Raw genomic sequence first — 15,395 nt, 5'->3', positions numbered from 1 at the left:
CACTACTACTTCAAAGACCAACCACCATCTATTGTCAGAATTTGTCCCTGCATGGCAGATGCCTTTCCACTGGCCAAAAAGATACTAACTTCTGCCACTTCCTCTGGTTCAATCCAGCGCTTGATTGGTGTTTCACTAGCTACCCAGTCTGCTAGGCCACCTGGCTCAAAATCCGCAGCGGTCATAGCTGTCTTGACAGCACCTGGAGCGATACCAAAGACCTGAATTCCAGCTTCAGCATAGTCTAAAGCCAATTGCTTGGTGAAACCTGCCAAAGCATGCTTAGATGAAGTATAGGCGTGACCACCTCCACCTGCTAGACTAGAAGCTATAGAGCACATGTTGATGATGATTCCCTTTTTATTTTCCAACATTTGTGTCAAATAATAGCGAGTCAACTCAACAGGAGTCATATAATTAATTTCAAAAATTTCTTGAATTTCCTGCGCTGTCTGTTCCAAAAGTGGTTTGTAATCATCCAAAACTCCAGCAGTATTGCACAAAACATCCACCTGAGAACACCAGTCAAAAATAGGCTCTAAGTCCAAGGTCAAATCTCTCTGTAAAAAGTGGAAATCACCCTGTAGGAATGGATTTTCTCCTTGGTCCACTCCGTAAACTTGATAGTCATTCTCTAAAAAGAGTCGAGCCTGAGCTAGTCCGATACCTGAACTAACTCCTGTAATGAGTACACGTTTAGTCATGCACTTCTACCCAATCCGTCGCCAAAACATCACAAGGTGTCGGGCTCCACATGGAAAAACCTTCTCCTTCTCCAGACACGTTGATTAGAAAGTAGGGCGTCACTTCAAGTGCAACCCCGTTTTGTTCAATCATATCAAAGAGTTGGACATAGTTTTCAGCACCTCCCCAGCCAGTACGAACATATTTTTTCTTAGCCTTTAATCCAGGCAGCATTTCTTCAAATGTCATGGTTTTCTCCTTTAATTTCTAACATTCTTTCCTTCATTATAACAAAAAAACCGCTTTGCAACGGCTTTTTGACTGTGATTTATTTACATCTGCTTCTACTTACGGCAAATTATTCCCTGCTGCAAGATAAATTTCATACCATTCTTTTCTTGTTAAGCTAAAGTTTCCCGCTTGGCTAACTTCTCTCAAGTGCTTAGGATTTGTTGTACCTACGACTGCCTGCATTTTTGCTGGATAACGCAATATCCAAGAAATGGCAATAGTTGAAGAGGTTACTCCATATTTAATAGCTAAACGATCAAGTACTTGATTTAAAGCTTGAAATTTCTCATTTCCAACAAAATTCCCTTTAAAATACCCGAATTGTAAGACAGACCATGCTTGAATGACCACATCGTGTAATTTGCAATATTCAAAAATGCTGCCATCTCGCATAGCTGCTTGATTATCTTCCATATTAACATGAAAACCTGATCCGAATCCTGGTGTAAAAGCCGCACTCAATTGTAGCTGATTAACAGCTAACGGCTGCTTGACATCTTTTTTTAACAACTCCATCATCATAGGATTTTGATTAGAAACTCCAAAATCTCGAACCTTACCTTGTTTATAAAGGAGATCAAAGGCTTCTGCTACTTGGTCAGATTCCATCAAAGCATCTGGTCGATGAAGAAGCAAGCTATCTAGATGATCAATCTTCAATCTTTGCAAAATACCGTCTACTGATTTTATGATATAGTCCTTAGAAAAATCAAAATAGGTAAATTCTTCAATGCGAATTCCACATTTTGACTGAATCCACATCTTTTCTCTTAAATCTGGACGATTTTTTAAGACAAGGCCTAACAGTTCTTCACAACGACCACGACCATAAATATCAGCCAAGTCAAAAGCATTGATTCCAACAGACAGTGCTGTTTCTACAAGCTCTTCAACTTCTTTTACAGACTTATCTTTTATTCTCATCATTCCAAGAACAATTTCTGATAATTCTTTGTCATCTTGACCAAGAGTTATGTATCTCATCAAATTTTTCTCCTTTGATTCTACATTCTTCATTTAATTATAACAAAAAACCGCTTTGCAACGGCTTTTTGACTATATTTCACTCCATTTTATCTTCTTAAACCCACGGAAAAAGAGAAAGATACCAATAAAGAGAACAGCTAAAGGAATAATCTTTGTAAGAAAAACATTTGAAATTCCCATCCACTCATAGTAACGGAGCAGAGAACCTACAATAAGATGGGCAACAATCATACTGTTAAAGGGACGAAAAAAATCTTCTTTCCAATTCCAAATACTGATGACCAGCGAAATTGTAAAGACAGATAAACTATCCCATGGAGCAGGAAGATAAAAGGCTCCTTCTTGTATGAAGCTTGCCATTCCTACATATCCCAGAACAACTAGCAGAACAAGAACCCCAACGACAATATAGGTGCCAATTTTCATTTTAGGAGAATCTTGGACTAAGCCCCAACGTAAGATTGTAGCCACAAGCCCAAATCCGACTAGAAAAAGAAGAAGTTGCCCTAAAAATGTGAGCAAATTGACTGTTAAGAGAGGACCTTTAGAAAAATCGCTTATTAGTTGATAGTAACGTAATACCACTAGGACAAGAATTGGTGTCAAAAGGGACTCCTTGATAGAACTACGTGGTGCTTCCTTAAGCATCTCTTTCATTATTTTTTTAGGATTCTTACCTAAATAATCCTCTGCACTCATGCCATCTCGTTCTGCTTCTGAGAAATCTAGCATCATCAAATAGACCTGCTCTCTAAGATAGTCCTCATCATAGAGAAATCCAGCAAGATTAAAACTATCCCACAGTTCCTCAAAATATTGCCGATTCTCCTCAGAGAATTCATGTAACAAAGCGCTTATTTCTTCGTAATACTTCATTTTTTTCATGGTTTAACCCCCATTCTTAATTCCTTCTACTTTTTGACTCAAATCATCCCATTGTTGCCAGAAGACCGAGACACGCTCTTCTCCTTCTTTAGTTAATGAAAAATACTTCCGATCTGGACCATCTGGCGACGGGCGCATGTCGCCTCTTATCCATTGATTTTTTTCTAACTTTTGCAACAAAGGATAAATAGTTCCTGGAACGATAGTATCAAATCCAGCCTCTCGCAAAGTCTGAACCAACTCATAACCATATCGCTCTTTTTGACCAATCATATCCAAGACACAACCTTCAAGAACACCTTTTAATAGTTGAGTTTCTTTCATCCCTTCTCCCTTCTAATCTATTTGGTAATACCTACTAGTGACTTCATCTATAATATACCACTTTCACACTAGTTTGTAAAGCATAATAGTTAAATAAAAAACAGAACTAGCATGAACTAGTCCTGTATACTTTTACCCAATCACACTTCCATTCGGTACAGCTGAGTCAACTGTGAGAAGGGTTAATTTTCCATCATGTTCAGCTGATAGGATCATACCTTGACTGACATATTTCTTCATCATCTTACGAGGTTTGAGATTGGCAACGATTTGAACTTTCTTGCCGACCAATTCTTGTTCATTTGGATAGTATTTTGCAATTCCTGAGAGGATTTGACGATCTTCACCATCACCAGCATCCAAGCGGAATTGAAGCAACTTATCTGAACCTTCTACTTTAGACACTTCTTTGACTTCTGCGACACGGATTTCGACCTTGTCAAAGTCTTCAAACTTGATTTCTTCCTTGTTTAGTTTGAGTTCAACTTCGTCTGGGTTCCACTCTTTTTCGACAGCTGGCTTGTTGCCTTCCATTTGTTCCTTGATATAGGCGATTTCTTCTTCCATATCGAGACGTGGAAAGATTGGTGTTCCTTTGGCAACTACAGTCACATCTGCTGGGAAGTCAGCCAAGCTCAAATTTTCAAGGCTAGCAACTTCTGCTAAACCAAGTTGAGTCAAAACTGCACGACTGGTTTCCATCATAAATGGCTCAATCAAGTGTGCTACGACGCGAAGGCTGGCTGCCAAGTGGCTCATGACACTTGCCAATTGATCACGAAGAGCTTCATCCTTGGCCAAGACCCATGGTGCGGTCTCATCGATGTATTTATTGGTACGAGAGATCAGAGTCCAGACTGCTTCAAGAGCACGTGGGTAGTCAACTGCTTCCATGTGTGTATGGTAGTCTGCGATTGATTGTTCTGCAACCTCAGCAAGAGCATGATCAAACTCTGTCACGCCCTCTACATAGGCTGGAATTTGTCCATCAAAGTACTTGTTAATCATAGAAACCGTACGGTTGAGGAGGTTTCCAAGGTCATTGGCCAATTCGTAGTTGATACGGCCTACATAGTCTTCAGGAGTGAAGGTTCCGTCTGAACCAACTGGAAGGCTACGCATGAGATAGTAACGAAGTGGATCTAGTCCATAACGCTCTACCAACATTTCAGGGTAAACGACATTCCCTTTAGATTTAGACATTTTGCCGTCTTTCATGACGAACCAACCGTGAGCAATCAAACGATCTGGCAATTTGATATCCAACATCATAAGAAGGATTGGCCAGTAAATCGAGTGGAATCGAAGGATATCTTTTCCTACCATGTGGAAGACTGTTCCATTCCAGAACTTATCAAAGTTACCGTGCTCATCTTGACCGTAGCCAAGTGCTGTCGCATAATTAAGAAGGGCATCAATCCAAACGTAGACAACGTGTTTAGGATTTGATGGGACAGGCACTCCCCATGTAAAGGTTGTACGAGAAACCGCCAAGTCTTCCAAACCTGGCTCGATGAAGTTGCGAAGCATTTCATTAAGGCGACCATCTGGAGTGATAAAGTCAGGATGGGCTTTGAAAAAGTCTACCAAACGATCTTGGTATTTGCTGAGGCGAAGGAAGTATGATTCTTCAGAAACCCATTCCACTTCGTGACCTGATGGAGCAATACCACCAGTTACATTTCCAGCTTCATCACGGAATACTTCTGCAAGCTGGCTTTCTGTAAAGAATTCCTCATCTGAAACTGAGTACCAACCAGAATATTCACCCAAATAGATGTCATCTTGAGCAAGCAAGCGTTCAAAAACTTGCGCTACCACTTTTTCATGGTAGTCATCAGTTGTACGGATAAATTTATCGTATGAGATATCTAGTAATTGCCAGAGTTCTTTAACTCCAACTGCCATTCCATCAACATAGGCTTGTGGTGTAATGCCAGCTTCTTCCGCTTTCTGCTGGATCTTCTGACCATGTTCGTCAAGACCTGTCAAATAAAAGACATCGTAGCCCATCAGGCGTTTGTAACGAGCTAGGACATCACAGGCGATGGTTGTGTAGGCAGATCCGATATGAAGTTTACCAGATGGATAGTAAATCGGCGTTGTAATATAAAAATTCTTTTCAGACATAATTTTTCCTTTCCAGGCAAATGAAACCTGTTTTTCTAACACTTCATTATATCACATTTTTAAGGATTTTCGATAGGGAAATCTATACAAAAACAAGATAGACAAGTGTCCATCTTGTTGATCTTATTCATAACGAAGCGCTTCAATTGGATCAAGTTTCGATGCCTTGTTGGCTGGCAAAACTCCAAAAATCATACCCACGCTAGCCGAAACTGCAAGACTAAATAGGGCAACTGGGATTGATACTCCCACTTCTATACCCGCAATCAAACCTTGTAAAAGTAGACCAGCTATAGCGGTTAAGCCTGTTGCAATGGTTAGACCAATGACTCCACCAAGCAAGGTCAAAATCATAGATTCAATCAAAAACTGAATTAAAATATTGGCACGCGTTGCTCCCAAAGCCTTACGGAGACCAATCTCACGCGTACGCTCTGTAACAGAAACCAGCATGATGTTCATAACACCAGTCCCACCAACAAAGAGGGAAATCCCCGCAATGGCACTAATAATCGTAGTTATAAAGCCGAACAGTTGTTGTACTTCTTGGAAGGCTGCAGTCGCATCTGCCACCTGATACTCCCCTTGCTGAAGACCAGCAATCTCGGTCAATTTTCTAGCTAATTCTGGTCCCACCGTCGGTGTCAAACTGGTATCATTGACACGGAAGACAATATCAGAAATTTCATCCATATTGAAATTATTGGCAAGAGAAATATTAGTCGTAATCGGAAGTCCACCAATACCAAAAGTCTTGGCAGTCTTGGCCTCATCGCTAGTATAGACACCAATGACACGGTAACTAAAGCCACCAACATCTATAATCTGGTTAACAGCTTCTTGAGCTGAACCAAACAGACTATTGGCAAGTTCTTGGTCTAGTAAAATGACACTGGCCACATCTTTATAATCCTGAGCTATAAGACTACGGCCTGCAACAATTTCATTTTCAACCGCCTTCATGTAGGTAATATTCCCACCTGTCAAGCTAGCACGCTCCACTTTTTTATCCTTATAAGCCAGGGTGGTATTGGTTGAGTTGGTTACATAGTAACTATCTACACCCTTCAGTTTTGCCGCTTCCTTGACCCAGGATTCTTGTGGTTTTGGTGGTTCCACAGGAACATCCTCTTCTTTCCCAGAAACTGTCAAAGCTGATTGCTTTTGGGTAAAAGAACCGTCTTTACTTTTAATAGGCGAGAAAAAGACATGGATATTCTTCTGTGACTTGGTCATGTTTTTATTGACCTGACGAGACATGGAATCCCCCAGAGCCATAATCACAACAACTGAGGAAACACCAATGATAATCCCTATCATGGTGAGAAAAGAGCGCATCTTGTGGGCCATGATAGATGAAAAGGCAAATTTCAGATTCTGCATCTTAGTTTTCCTCCTTTTCTAACTGTGCACTATCAGACGAAATGACCCCATCTCGAATGACAATCTGGCGTTTGGCATAAGCTGCGATTTCAGGCTCATGCGTTACCATGATAATGGTTTTTCCTTCATTATTCAGTTCAACTAATAATTGCATGATTTGGTTACCTGTTTTAGTATCCAAGGCTCCTGTCGGTTCGTCAGCAAGAATAATAGAAGGATTGTTTACCAAGGCACGCGCAATAGCTACACGTTGCTTTTGACCACCAGATAATTCTGAAGGCAAATGGTGGCTACGTTCAGTCAATTCAACCTTATCTAGATATTCCTCAGCTAACTTGCGGCGTTTTGAAGCCGAAACTCCCGCGTAAATCAAGGGCAATTCTACATTTTGTAGAGCATTGAGTTTGGATAGAAGAAAGAACTGCTGAAAGACAAATCCGATTTGTTGGTTACGGACCTTGGCTAGTTGTTTTTCACCAAGTCCAGCTACTTCTTGGCCTTCAAGATAATACTCACCGCTGGTTGGTGTATCCAACATGCCAATCGTATTCATCAGTGTAGATTTACCAGAACCAGATGGTCCCATGATGGCAACAAATTCACCCTCATTCACTTCTAGGTTGATATTTTTGAGAACCTGCAGTTCTTGGTCACCATTACGGTAGCTTCTGCAGATATTTTTTAGACTAATTAGTTGCTTCATCAGCTTTCACCTCTTTTCCTTCCTCTAGAGAAGACGTTGGGTTACTGATGACCTTAACTCCATTTGTCAGACCTGAAGTGATTTCTTGGTTGTCTGCATCAGCATTGCCCAAACTAACTTCCACTTTCTTAGCCTTTTTCTGCTCGTCAAGTACCCAGACATAATTCTTATCATTTTCCATGACAACACTTGTTAAAGGAACCAAAATAGCTTTACTCTTATTCTTGACCTCAACACTTACAGAAAATCCTTGTTTCAAGTCACCGATTTCACTTGTAACATCAATGGTATATGGATATTTAGAGCCAGAATTACCAGCTGCTGCGGCAGCCGCTGTACTTGCTGCTTCGCCATTGTTTTTAGGGTAGTCAGAGATATAGCTAATCTTACCTGTCCAGCTCTTATCCTGGTAAACTTTAGATGTAAAGGTTACTTCTTGTCCAACAGATAAATTGGCAAGGTTATATTCAGATAGTTCCCCCTTAACTTGCAAGTTTTCATTACTTACAACATGAACGACCACTTGGCTAGCTCCTGTTGGAGATTTAGAAACATTTTGGTTAACTTCGACCACAGTTCCCTCTAAGGTACTGAGAACCGTCATTGCATCCAACTGACTTTGAGCCTTGCTTAATTGCGCTGCTGCATCTGCACGGGCATCACGAGCATCACCTAGCTGTGCATCAATAGATGACACTGCATTGCCTGAGACTGGAGCTTGAGTTTGGGCTGCAGTACTTTCACCTCCTGCTGGTGCTGGTAACTGTGGAGCGGGAGCTGAAGTGGCTTCATTTCGTGCTTGATTGAGTTCGTTGATATGACGGTCTGCCTTAGCTACTGCTCGACTAGCTGAATCATAGGCAGCCTGTGCTTCTGAACTACTGTACTTTACTAAAGCTTGTCCTTCACTGACTTTATCACCCACAGAAACAAGGATTTCATCTAAATCTCCCTTACTAGCATCAAAATAAACATACTGTTCATTTTTTGCCGTTACTGTTCCTGACAATAAAACAGAGGATGCCACACTTCCTTCCTTGGCAACAACAAGATGAGTAGGCTCATCTTTTACAGCGGTCTGAGATGGTTGTCTAAAGAGCAAAATCCCTCCAGCACCTAATACAACTACACTGGCAGCACCGATTGCTACATACAATTGCCACTTTTTAGCTTTGCGATTCTTTTTCATAATGAAACTCCTTTTTGATTTAAAGTCCTTAACAATATTATACAAAAACTACCAAATATTAACAATAACCGTTCAGAACGAAATAATGACATTTCAGGATTTGATTATTGTTCGGAATCTATTTTTGTTACCATTGTACTAGTTATATAATACACTTTATTTTTCCTTTTTGCAAGCCTTTTCTTTAATTTTTTTAAACGTAGCAGATTTTTGCAATCAGATAAAAAAAAAGATAGAATATGACTATCAAAAAATGACACTCTACTATTTCAAAGAGTATAAAGGAGTTTTCAATGAGAGAATACGATATCATTGCTATCGGTGGAGGTAGTGGAGGAATTGCTACCATGAACCGTGCTGGTGAACACGGAGCTAAAGCAGCCGTTATTGAGGAAAAGAAACTAGGTGGAACCTGCGTCAACGTAGGTTGTGTTCCTAAAAAAATCATGTGGTACGGGGCACAAATCGCTGAGACTTTCCATCAATTTGGAGAAGACTACGGCTTTAAGACTACTGATCTTAACTTTGACTTTGCAACCCTACGTCGCAATCGTGAAGCCTACATTGATCGCGCTCGTTCTTCTTATGATGGGAGTTTTAAACGCAACGGTGTAGACTTGATTGAAGGTCATGCTGAATTTGTAGATTCTCATACTGTCAGTGTAAATGGTGAACTGATTCGTGCTAAACATATCGTGATTGCTACTGGTGCCCATCCAAGTATTCCAAATATTCCTGGTGCTGAACTAGGTGGCTCTTCTGATGATGTATTTGCCTGGGAAGAATTGCCAGAGTCAGTTGCAATTCTAGGCGCTGGTTATATTGCCGTTGAATTGGCTGGCGTACTTCACACCTTTGGTGTCAAGACAGATCTCTTTGTTCGCCGCGATCGTCCTTTACGTGGTTTTGATTCTTACATCGTTGAAGGTTTGGTCAAGGAAATGGAAAGAACAAACTTGCCACTTCATACTCACAAAGTCCCTGCTAAGTTAGAAAAAACTGCTGAAGGCATTACCATTCATTTCGAAGACGGAACTAGTCACACAGCTAGCCAAGTTATCTGGGCTACTGGTCGCCGTCCAAACGTTAAAGGGTTGCAACTTGAAAAAGCTGGAGTGACTCTGAACGAACGTGGCTTTATTCAAGTGGATGAATACCAAAATACTGTTGTTGAGGGAATCTACGCTCTAGGTGACGTAACGGGCGAGAAAGAACTGACTCCAGTAGCTATCAAGGCTGGGCGTACCCTATCTGAACGTCTCTTTAACGGAAAAACAACTGCAAAAATGGACTACTCAACTATTCCAACTGTTGTCTTTTCACACCCTGCTATCGGAACTGTTGGATTGACAGAAGAGCAAGCTATTAAAGAATACGGACAAGACCAAATCAAGGTTTACAAATCAAGCTTTACGTCTATGTACTCTGCTTGCACTTACAACCGTCAAGAAACACGTTTCAAATTGATCACAGCTGGTTCAGAAGAAAAAGTTGTCGGACTTCATGGAATTGGCTACGGTGTTGATGAAATGATTCAAGGATTTGCTGTTGCTATCAAAATGGGAGCAACCAAGGCAGACTTTGATGCAACTGTGGCGATTCACCCAACTGCATCTGAAGAATTTGTAACTATGCGTTAATCGAAACAAAAGAAGCTGATACAAATGTGTCTGCTTCTTTTTTGATGTTTTCGAATCAACAAAACAATTATCCAACTTAACCAGTAAGCAAAATCGGCCGTTACAGTTTTTGTTACCTTGTTTTAAAAAATTGGTTGACAATAATTACTCTACGAGTATAATAGTTACTATACATCAGAAACGAGGTTAACTATTTTGAAAAAAGCTCATATTTATGCTATCCCTGCTATTGGAGCTGCTCTCATTGCTGTTTTGGCACAAATCAGTCTTCCAATTGGACCGGTTCCCTTCACTCTGCAAAACTTTGCAATCGGCTTGATTGCTACTGTCTTTAGACCGAGAGAGGCTGTACTTTCTGTTGGACTCTATCTTCTTCTAGGTGCTATCGGTCTTCCTGTTTTTGCAGGAGGTGGAGCTGGTTTTCAGGCTTTAGTTGGCCCTACTGCAGGCTATCTTTGGTTTTATCTTGTTTATTCTGGACTTACATCCTCTCTAACCAACAGCAAGAGTAGTGTTGTCAAGATTTTTCTTGCAAACCTCTTGGGTGATGCCCTTGTCTTTGTCGGCGGGATTCTCAGCTTACATTTTCTTGCTGGAATGGCATTTGAAAAAGCTCTTATTGTGGGGGTCATTCCCTTTATCATTCCAGACCTTGGTAAAATTATTGCTATTAGTTTTATTAGCCGTCCATTACTTCAACGCCTTAAAAATCAAGCTTACTTTGCTAACTAAAAAAGGATATCGAGTTATCATGACTCAGTATCCTTTTCTTTTATTTTGAAAACTTAATTGCCTTTAAAGGCATCCACCATCGTTTGAAATTCTTCATTGGAGAGAGTAATTCCTTTGCCCATCTTAGTGTGGTCTGGGCTCCAAGCACGAATATCAAACTTTGCAGGGGCACCATTAAAGCTCACACGGTTGATTTCCTTGGTCCAACCTTTTTCGTTTTCAGAAAGAGTCAACAAGTGCTCTTCGATTTTAAATGTAAATTCTGCCATTTTCTTCTCCTTTTTTAGCTTTCATTTGATTATTCGTAAAATCTTGTAGATTTTAGGAAAATTTTATATAATATTGATATAAAAGAAGGGAGGCCACTATGAGACATAAATTCCAGCAAGTTCTAGATAAAATACATGACTTTTTAAATGGGCATGAAGAACCAGACCAGACTGAAACCAACTCCCTTACATCCACTATTGAAGAGGCTATCCAGAAACAAACTGCTGTTCACCTTATCTTGTCTGAGACAAGCTTTACAGGTGACATCATCAAATACGATCAGCAACGCCAGCAAATTATCGTGAAAAATTTTGCTAAAAATGTGACCCGTATTATCCGCATAAGCGATATTCAACGCCTTCGATTCGTCCCTTCGACCGTCCAAACAGCTCAAAAAAATAGATTTAAGAAAGAGTGAGATGTAGTTGCTTCATCCCACTCTTTTTTCTTAGCGAATTTGTTCAAAATGTAAATGAACTGCGATATGATCTCCATAACCACTTCTTTCCAAGTCACGTTGTAGACGATAGGAAATGTAGTGTTCTGCAATGGTAATGTAACCTGCACCCAGTAAACGATGTTCAACCATAGACTGAATCATGCTGATGGTAGCACGTTCCACCTTGGCTTCTTCCAAATCCAAAACCACTTTCTTAGTGACTTGTGCAAGGTTTTGACGCAAATCATCTGTCAATACATAGACAGTCTGGGCTGCTTTTAAGATAGCTTGGTAAATCTTGTCTGGATTAAATTCAGCAATTTCTCCATCACGTTTGATTACTTGCATAGGTTTCTCCTTTATTCTTTGTTTTCTTTAATTTCTGCCAGCATTTTTTCTTCTTCTGCTGTCAGTTGATAATGTTCAAGCAAATCCGGTCTGCGTTCATAGGTTTTCTTCAAACTCTCATACAATCGCCACTGACGAATCTTTTCATGGTGCCCGCTCATCAGAACATCTGGGACAACCATGCCTCGATAATCATAGGGACGTGTGTACTGAGGATATTCAAGAAGGCCTGAAGAAAAACTATCATCTTGGTGGCTAGACTCCTTGCCAATCACTTCTGGAATCAGGCGTACCGTAGCATCAATCATAGTCATAGCCGCCAACTCTCCTCCAGTCAGGACATAGTCGCCCAAGGAGATCTCATCTGTCACCAAGGTCTTAATACGCTCGTCATAGCCCTCATAGTGACCGCAGATAAATATCAGTTCCGCTTCTTTGGCCAAATCCTCAGCATAAGCTTGATCGAACTGCTTGCCAGCTGGGTCTAGGAGAATGACGCGCGGATTTTTCTTTTCAATAGCATCAAAGGCATCGAAAATGGGTTGGGCTCGGAGCAACATCCCCTGACCACCTCCGTAGGGCTCATCGTCGACATGGCGGGCCTTTTCAGCATATTCTCGAAAATTATGATACTGGATATCCAAGAGCCCTTTTTCTCGAGCCTTTCCAACGATTGAATGCTCTAGAGGAGAAAACATCTCTGGAAAAAGGGTTAAAATATCAATCTTCATCGTCTAACCCTTCTAATATTTCCACATCGACGCGGTTATTTGGAATATCAACATTGAGAACCACTGGTGGGATATAAGGCAATAATAAATCACGCTTGCCTTTTCGCTTGACCACCCAGACATCGTTGGCACCTGGTTGCAGGATTTCCTTGATAGTTCCAATCAGATTCTCTCCCTCATAGACTTCCAAACCGATAATCTCATGATAGTAGAATTCACCATCGTCTAGATCATTCAAATCTTCCTCAGCAACCTTGAGACTGTACCCCTTGTACTTTTCAATGGTATTGATATGGTACATATCTTTGAATTTAATAATGTCAAAGTTCTTCTGTTTACGGTGGCTAGCAATGGTCACTGTTTGAACAAACTGATCTTTTTCATCAAACAAAGCCAGCTCAGCCCCTTTTTTAAACCGTTCTTCTGCAAAATCCGTCACAGACAAGACTCGCATCTCACCCTGTAACCCCTGCGTATTGACGATTTTCCCAACATTAAAGTAGTTCATCTTGTCTCCTGTAGTCTATTTATTTCCATCTTATTCTGACAATTCTCGAATAATAGTCACAATTTTTTCTGATTCTGACCATTGTAAATAATGGTGATTCCCTCCTAAAATGAGTTTAGTATTGGAAGTCCAATATTCTGATTCTCTGTACTCTTTTTCTCTATAAGCCTGACAAAAAATAAATACAGGGACATGAGATTCTATCGACAAATTCTCAAAATCTTCCTCAGTAATCTCTCCAGATATCTGAAATTCTGAATCTTGATTTTGCAACTCTGAACCTTTTTCTTGCATTATTTCCCAGATTTCTTTATTGATTTCAGGGCTAAATGTGGCTTGAGTTAAGCTCTTAAAATAAAGTTCAGGACCACACTCCTCAATCAGCATCATCTGCTCTTCCATTTCTGGATAAGGATTTTCTGAAAAATCAGCAAACATGACTTTTTTAGTTGTCGGTTCAATTGCTACTAAAGCCTGACACTTAATTGGTTTCTTGAGCAACTTGCAAGCTAAAATTCCACTCAAACTATGTGCACAAAGTATATATTCAGAAATCGCCAATTCTTCAAGTACTTCATAAACCGCATCTGCAAGATTATCCAGATTTTTTCCAGCTTGGTCATGAATCGGACTTCTACCTGTGTTTGGAAAATCAATTGTCAAATAACCAATTGTGGGAGGAAGTTTTTCGAGTATAAGTGAAAAATTTTCATAACTTGGTAGCAAACCTGCACCACTTAAACAAACTAGCATTTTCTTTTGCTTTTGATAAGTAACAGAGAGACTACCAATTTCTGTAGATACTTCAATCCTCTTCATAAAGAAATCCACTCATTCTGTATAATGAATTATAAAAAATCCTTATCCTTTATTTTATCACGTTCCAAGGATTTTCTCAAGTTGGAGAAAAAGTATGTCAACTCTCGAATTCCTTCAAAAATCCTTCCAAATCACGTTCATGTTGGTACTTAATGGCTGCAGTTTTGTCTTTCTCAAAGATGGTTTTAGTTAGGTCAATATGGTTGATGGCTGCGATTGCGACAGTGTAGTGAATGATATCAGCCAATTCTTTTGCTAGTTCCTCGTTAGAATCCTGAACGCCCTCTTTTCTACCAGAACGACCATTCAAAACCTCAGCTACTTCCCCGACTTCCTCCACTAACTTCATAAAGAGACCTTCTTCAGTCCGAGACTGCTTGTAATGTTCCAGTAAGTAGTCTTGTAATTGTCTAAACGTTAAATCCTTCATATCCTGCTCCTTGCAAAAAAAGCGAGACATTTGTCCCGCCCTTCTTATTTTTCGTCAATAACGATTCTTACTTTTTTGTCTTCAGTTGGGACAGAGTAGACAATCGTTCTTATCGCAGAAATAGTGCGACCCTTACGACCGATTACACGACCCACATCGCTTTGATCAAGATCCAAATGATATTCCAAAAACTCTGGTGTATCTTCAATCTTGATAGTTAAGGCATCTGGTTGTGAAATCAAAGGTTTCACAATCGCAATAATGAGATTTTCAATCGTATCCATCTGTCAACCTACTTTAAACTTATTTTGAGAATTTAGAATCGTGGAATTTCTTCAATACACCTTCTTTTGAAAGGATGTTGCGAACTGTATCTGAAGGTTGAGCTCCATCAGCCAACCATGCAAGAACGCGGTCTTCTTTCAAAGTTACTTGGTTTTCAGCAACAAGTGGGTTGTATGTTCCAACTGTTTCAATGAAACGTCCGTCACGTGGTGAACGTGAATCTGCTACGTTGATACGGTAGAAAGGTTTTTTCTTAGAACCCATACGAGTCAAACGGATTTTAACTGCCATTTTTAAAGTCTCTTTTCTTATTTTTTATTTCGGTGAAATAGCTGAGCTATTTAGCACATGTTCTATTATATCAGATTTCTAACAGGTGTCAAGAAAAAAACTTGACAGACTATAAAATTTTTAAACCAGTTAGAAATTTGTTATATTTTTAAAGAAAAATCAGAAAGAGAATGTCATGAATCCTATTTTAGAAACATTTTATAAAGACCACCAAGTTAAGCCCTTCATCTCACCTAAACGTGATTTGGATTCTTGGCTCCTAAATCCCAAGCGTGTTTCCAAGGGAAATATCAAGGATTTTAAGAACGATATCTACTAATTAAGTT

At 40.0% G+C, this 15,395-nt stretch carries 21 protein-coding genes; 4 read left to right on the top strand and 17 right to left on the bottom strand.

The window, feature by feature from the left end:
- Positions 1 to 5 precede the first annotated feature (5 nt).
- From ACERDH_RS04475 to ACERDH_RS04435, 9 genes are all read right to left on the bottom strand, one after another.
- Positions 6 to 704 (bottom strand): 3-oxoacyl-ACP reductase, encoded by a 699-nt coding sequence (locus ACERDH_RS04475; protein ID WP_203213338.1) that lies wholly within the window; start codon positions 702 to 704, stop codon positions 6 to 8.
- Positions 697 to 933 (bottom strand): DUF2829 domain-containing protein, encoded by a 237-nt coding sequence (locus ACERDH_RS04470; RefSeq protein ID WP_203213339.1) that lies wholly within the window; start codon positions 931 to 933, stop codon positions 697 to 699. The genes ACERDH_RS04475 and ACERDH_RS04470 overlap by 8 nt, the downstream gene beginning before the upstream one ends.
- Before the next feature lie 99 nt (positions 934 to 1,032).
- The gene (locus ACERDH_RS04465; RefSeq protein WP_386680672.1) at positions 1,033 to 1,959 is read right to left on the bottom strand and encodes an aldo/keto reductase; all 927 of its coding nucleotides are present in this window, start codon (positions 1,957 to 1,959) and stop codon (positions 1,033 to 1,035) included.
- A 72-nt stretch (positions 1,960 to 2,031) separates the two neighbouring features.
- Positions 2,032 to 2,847, bottom strand: coding sequence for a hypothetical protein (locus tag ACERDH_RS04460; RefSeq protein ID WP_386680669.1), 816 nt, complete (start codon positions 2,845 to 2,847; stop codon positions 2,032 to 2,034).
- A gap of 3 nt (positions 2,848 to 2,850) precedes the next feature.
- A complete protein-coding gene (locus ACERDH_RS04455) occupies positions 2,851 to 3,171 on the bottom strand; it encodes a PadR family transcriptional regulator (RefSeq protein ID WP_000665422.1) in 321 nt (106 codons plus the stop codon).
- A 132-nt stretch (positions 3,172 to 3,303) separates the two neighbouring features.
- On the bottom strand, positions 3,304 to 5,301 hold the full coding sequence (gene metG, locus ACERDH_RS04450; protein ID WP_386680627.1) for a methionine--tRNA ligase: 1,998 nt from the start codon (positions 5,299 to 5,301) through the stop codon (positions 3,304 to 3,306).
- A gap of 123 nt (positions 5,302 to 5,424) precedes the next feature.
- The gene (locus ACERDH_RS04445; protein ID WP_023946417.1) at positions 5,425 to 6,684 is read right to left on the bottom strand and encodes an ABC transporter permease; all 1,260 of its coding nucleotides are present in this window, start codon (positions 6,682 to 6,684) and stop codon (positions 5,425 to 5,427) included.
- 1 nt (position 6,685) lies between these two features.
- Positions 6,686 to 7,387: an ABC transporter ATP-binding protein gene (locus tag ACERDH_RS04440; protein WP_000811472.1), complete on the bottom strand. Its 702-nt coding sequence runs from the start codon at positions 7,385 to 7,387 to the stop codon at positions 6,686 to 6,688.
- Positions 7,371 to 8,579, bottom strand: a complete 1,209-nt coding sequence (locus tag ACERDH_RS04435) for an efflux RND transporter periplasmic adaptor subunit (protein WP_386680719.1) — start codon at positions 8,577 to 8,579, stop codon at positions 7,371 to 7,373. The genes ACERDH_RS04440 and ACERDH_RS04435 overlap by 17 nt, the downstream gene beginning before the upstream one ends.
- A 290-nt stretch (positions 8,580 to 8,869) precedes the next feature.
- Between ACERDH_RS04435 and gor the strand changes: the two genes are divergently transcribed.
- Positions 8,870 to 10,216, top strand: coding sequence for a glutathione-disulfide reductase (gene gor, locus ACERDH_RS04430; protein WP_386680623.1), 1,347 nt, complete (start codon positions 8,870 to 8,872; stop codon positions 10,214 to 10,216).
- A 195-nt stretch (positions 10,217 to 10,411) separates the two neighbouring features.
- Positions 10,412 to 10,948, top strand: coding sequence for a biotin transporter BioY (locus ACERDH_RS04425; RefSeq protein ID WP_386680620.1), 537 nt, complete (start codon positions 10,412 to 10,414; stop codon positions 10,946 to 10,948).
- Positions 10,949 to 11,001: 53 nt separating this feature from the next.
- On the opposite strand, the gene ACERDH_RS04420 is transcribed toward ACERDH_RS04425, so the two are convergent.
- Positions 11,002 to 11,217: a YdbC family protein gene (locus ACERDH_RS04420; RefSeq protein ID WP_000807437.1), complete on the bottom strand. Its 216-nt coding sequence runs from the start codon at positions 11,215 to 11,217 to the stop codon at positions 11,002 to 11,004.
- 98 nt (positions 11,218 to 11,315) lie between these two features.
- Here ACERDH_RS04420 and ACERDH_RS04415 point away from each other — a divergent pair, with 98 nt between their 5' ends.
- Positions 11,316 to 11,636 carry a hypothetical protein gene (locus ACERDH_RS04415; protein ID WP_386680616.1) on the top strand — a complete coding sequence of 107 codons (321 nt, stop codon included), beginning with the start codon at positions 11,316 to 11,318 and terminating at the stop codon, positions 11,634 to 11,636.
- 30 nt (positions 11,637 to 11,666) lie between these two features.
- Here ACERDH_RS04415 and ACERDH_RS04410 read toward each other — a convergent pair whose 3' ends face one another.
- From ACERDH_RS04410 to rpsP, 7 genes are all read right to left on the bottom strand, one after another.
- The gene (locus ACERDH_RS04410; protein ID WP_001196040.1) at positions 11,667 to 12,005 is read right to left on the bottom strand and encodes an ATP cone domain-containing protein; all 339 of its coding nucleotides are present in this window, start codon (positions 12,003 to 12,005) and stop codon (positions 11,667 to 11,669) included.
- 11 nt (positions 12,006 to 12,016) lie between these two features.
- On the bottom strand, positions 12,017 to 12,736 hold the full coding sequence (trmD, locus tag ACERDH_RS04405) for a tRNA (guanosine(37)-N1)-methyltransferase TrmD (protein ID WP_084862382.1): 720 nt from the start codon (positions 12,734 to 12,736) through the stop codon (positions 12,017 to 12,019).
- On the bottom strand, positions 12,726 to 13,244 hold the full coding sequence (gene rimM / locus ACERDH_RS04400) for a ribosome maturation factor RimM (RefSeq protein ID WP_084862384.1): 519 nt from the start codon (positions 13,242 to 13,244) through the stop codon (positions 12,726 to 12,728). Before rimM ends, trmD begins: the two co-directional genes overlap by 11 nt.
- 30 nt (positions 13,245 to 13,274) lie before the next feature.
- Entirely contained in the window at positions 13,275 to 14,063 is a 789-nt protein-coding gene (locus ACERDH_RS04395) for an alpha/beta fold hydrolase (protein WP_024057003.1), read from the bottom strand.
- A gap of 97 nt (positions 14,064 to 14,160) precedes the next feature.
- Positions 14,161 to 14,493, bottom strand: a complete 333-nt coding sequence (locus ACERDH_RS04390) for a MazG nucleotide pyrophosphohydrolase domain-containing protein (protein WP_386680610.1) — start codon at positions 14,491 to 14,493, stop codon at positions 14,161 to 14,163.
- A gap of 44 nt (positions 14,494 to 14,537) precedes the next feature.
- Entirely contained in the window at positions 14,538 to 14,777 is a 240-nt protein-coding gene (gene kphA, locus ACERDH_RS04385; protein WP_000379617.1) for an RNA-binding protein KphA, read from the bottom strand.
- A 19-nt stretch (positions 14,778 to 14,796) separates the two neighbouring features.
- Positions 14,797 to 15,069: a 30S ribosomal protein S16 gene (rpsP, locus tag ACERDH_RS04380; protein WP_000268760.1), complete on the bottom strand. Its 273-nt coding sequence runs from the start codon at positions 15,067 to 15,069 to the stop codon at positions 14,797 to 14,799.
- Positions 15,070 to 15,244: 175 nt separating this feature from the next.
- Here rpsP and ACERDH_RS04375 point away from each other — a divergent pair, with 175 nt between their 5' ends.
- A complete protein-coding gene (locus ACERDH_RS04375) occupies positions 15,245 to 15,388 on the top strand; it encodes a hypothetical protein (protein ID WP_386680604.1) in 144 nt (47 codons plus the stop codon).
- Positions 15,389 to 15,395 lie beyond the last annotated feature (7 nt).

The organism is Streptococcus bovismuti (assembly GCF_042436615.2).
GTDB lineage: Bacteria > Bacillota > Bacilli > Lactobacillales > Streptococcaceae > Streptococcus.
Note: the sequence above shows the minus strand (reverse complement) of the source record. Positions and strands in the feature narration are given on the sequence as shown.

Excerpts from the sequence above, each read along its gene's own strand:
- ACERDH_RS04475 (WP_203213338.1), bottom strand. The coding sequence starts at position 704 with ATGACTAAACGTGTACTCATTACAGGAGTTAGTTCAGGTATCGGACTA.
- ACERDH_RS04470 (WP_203213339.1), bottom strand. The coding sequence starts at position 933 with ATGACATTTGAAGAAATGCTGCCTGGATTAAAGGCTAAGAAAAAATAT.
- ACERDH_RS04465 (WP_386680672.1), bottom strand. The coding sequence starts at position 1,959 with ATGAGATACATAACTCTTGGTCAAGATGACAAAGAATTATCAGAAATT.
- ACERDH_RS04460 (WP_386680669.1), bottom strand. The coding sequence starts at position 2,847 with ATGAAAAAAATGAAGTATTACGAAGAAATAAGCGCTTTGTTACATGAA.
- ACERDH_RS04455 (WP_000665422.1), bottom strand. The coding sequence starts at position 3,171 with ATGAAAGAAACTCAACTATTAAAAGGTGTTCTTGAAGGTTGTGTCTTG.
- metG (WP_386680627.1), bottom strand. The coding sequence starts at position 5,301 with ATGTCTGAAAAGAATTTTTATATTACAACGCCGATTTACTATCCATCT.
- ACERDH_RS04445 (WP_023946417.1), bottom strand. The coding sequence starts at position 6,684 with ATGCAGAATCTGAAATTTGCCTTTTCATCTATCATGGCCCACAAGATG.
- ACERDH_RS04440 (WP_000811472.1), bottom strand. The coding sequence starts at position 7,387 with ATGAAGCAACTAATTAGTCTAAAAAATATCTGCAGAAGCTACCGTAAT.
- gor (WP_386680623.1), top strand. The coding sequence starts at position 8,870 with ATGAGAGAATACGATATCATTGCTATCGGTGGAGGTAGTGGAGGAATT.
- ACERDH_RS04420 (WP_000807437.1), bottom strand. The coding sequence starts at position 11,217 with ATGGCAGAATTTACATTTAAAATCGAAGAGCACTTGTTGACTCTTTCT.
- ACERDH_RS04415 (WP_386680616.1), top strand. The coding sequence starts at position 11,316 with ATGAGACATAAATTCCAGCAAGTTCTAGATAAAATACATGACTTTTTA.
- ACERDH_RS04410 (WP_001196040.1), bottom strand. The coding sequence starts at position 12,005 with ATGCAAGTAATCAAACGTGATGGAGAAATTGCTGAATTTAATCCAGAC.
- trmD (WP_084862382.1), bottom strand. The coding sequence starts at position 12,736 with ATGAAGATTGATATTTTAACCCTTTTTCCAGAGATGTTTTCTCCTCTA.
- rimM (WP_084862384.1), bottom strand. The coding sequence starts at position 13,244 with ATGAACTACTTTAATGTTGGGAAAATCGTCAATACGCAGGGGTTACAG.
- ACERDH_RS04395 (WP_024057003.1), bottom strand. The coding sequence starts at position 14,063 with ATGAAGAGGATTGAAGTATCTACAGAAATTGGTAGTCTCTCTGTTACT.
- ACERDH_RS04390 (WP_386680610.1), bottom strand. The coding sequence starts at position 14,493 with ATGAAGGATTTAACGTTTAGACAATTACAAGACTACTTACTGGAACAT.
- kphA (WP_000379617.1), bottom strand. The coding sequence starts at position 14,777 with ATGGATACGATTGAAAATCTCATTATTGCGATTGTGAAACCTTTGATT.
- rpsP (WP_000268760.1), bottom strand. The coding sequence starts at position 15,069 with ATGGCAGTTAAAATCCGTTTGACTCGTATGGGTTCTAAGAAAAAACCT.
- ACERDH_RS04375 (WP_386680604.1), top strand. The coding sequence starts at position 15,245 with ATGAATCCTATTTTAGAAACATTTTATAAAGACCACCAAGTTAAGCCC.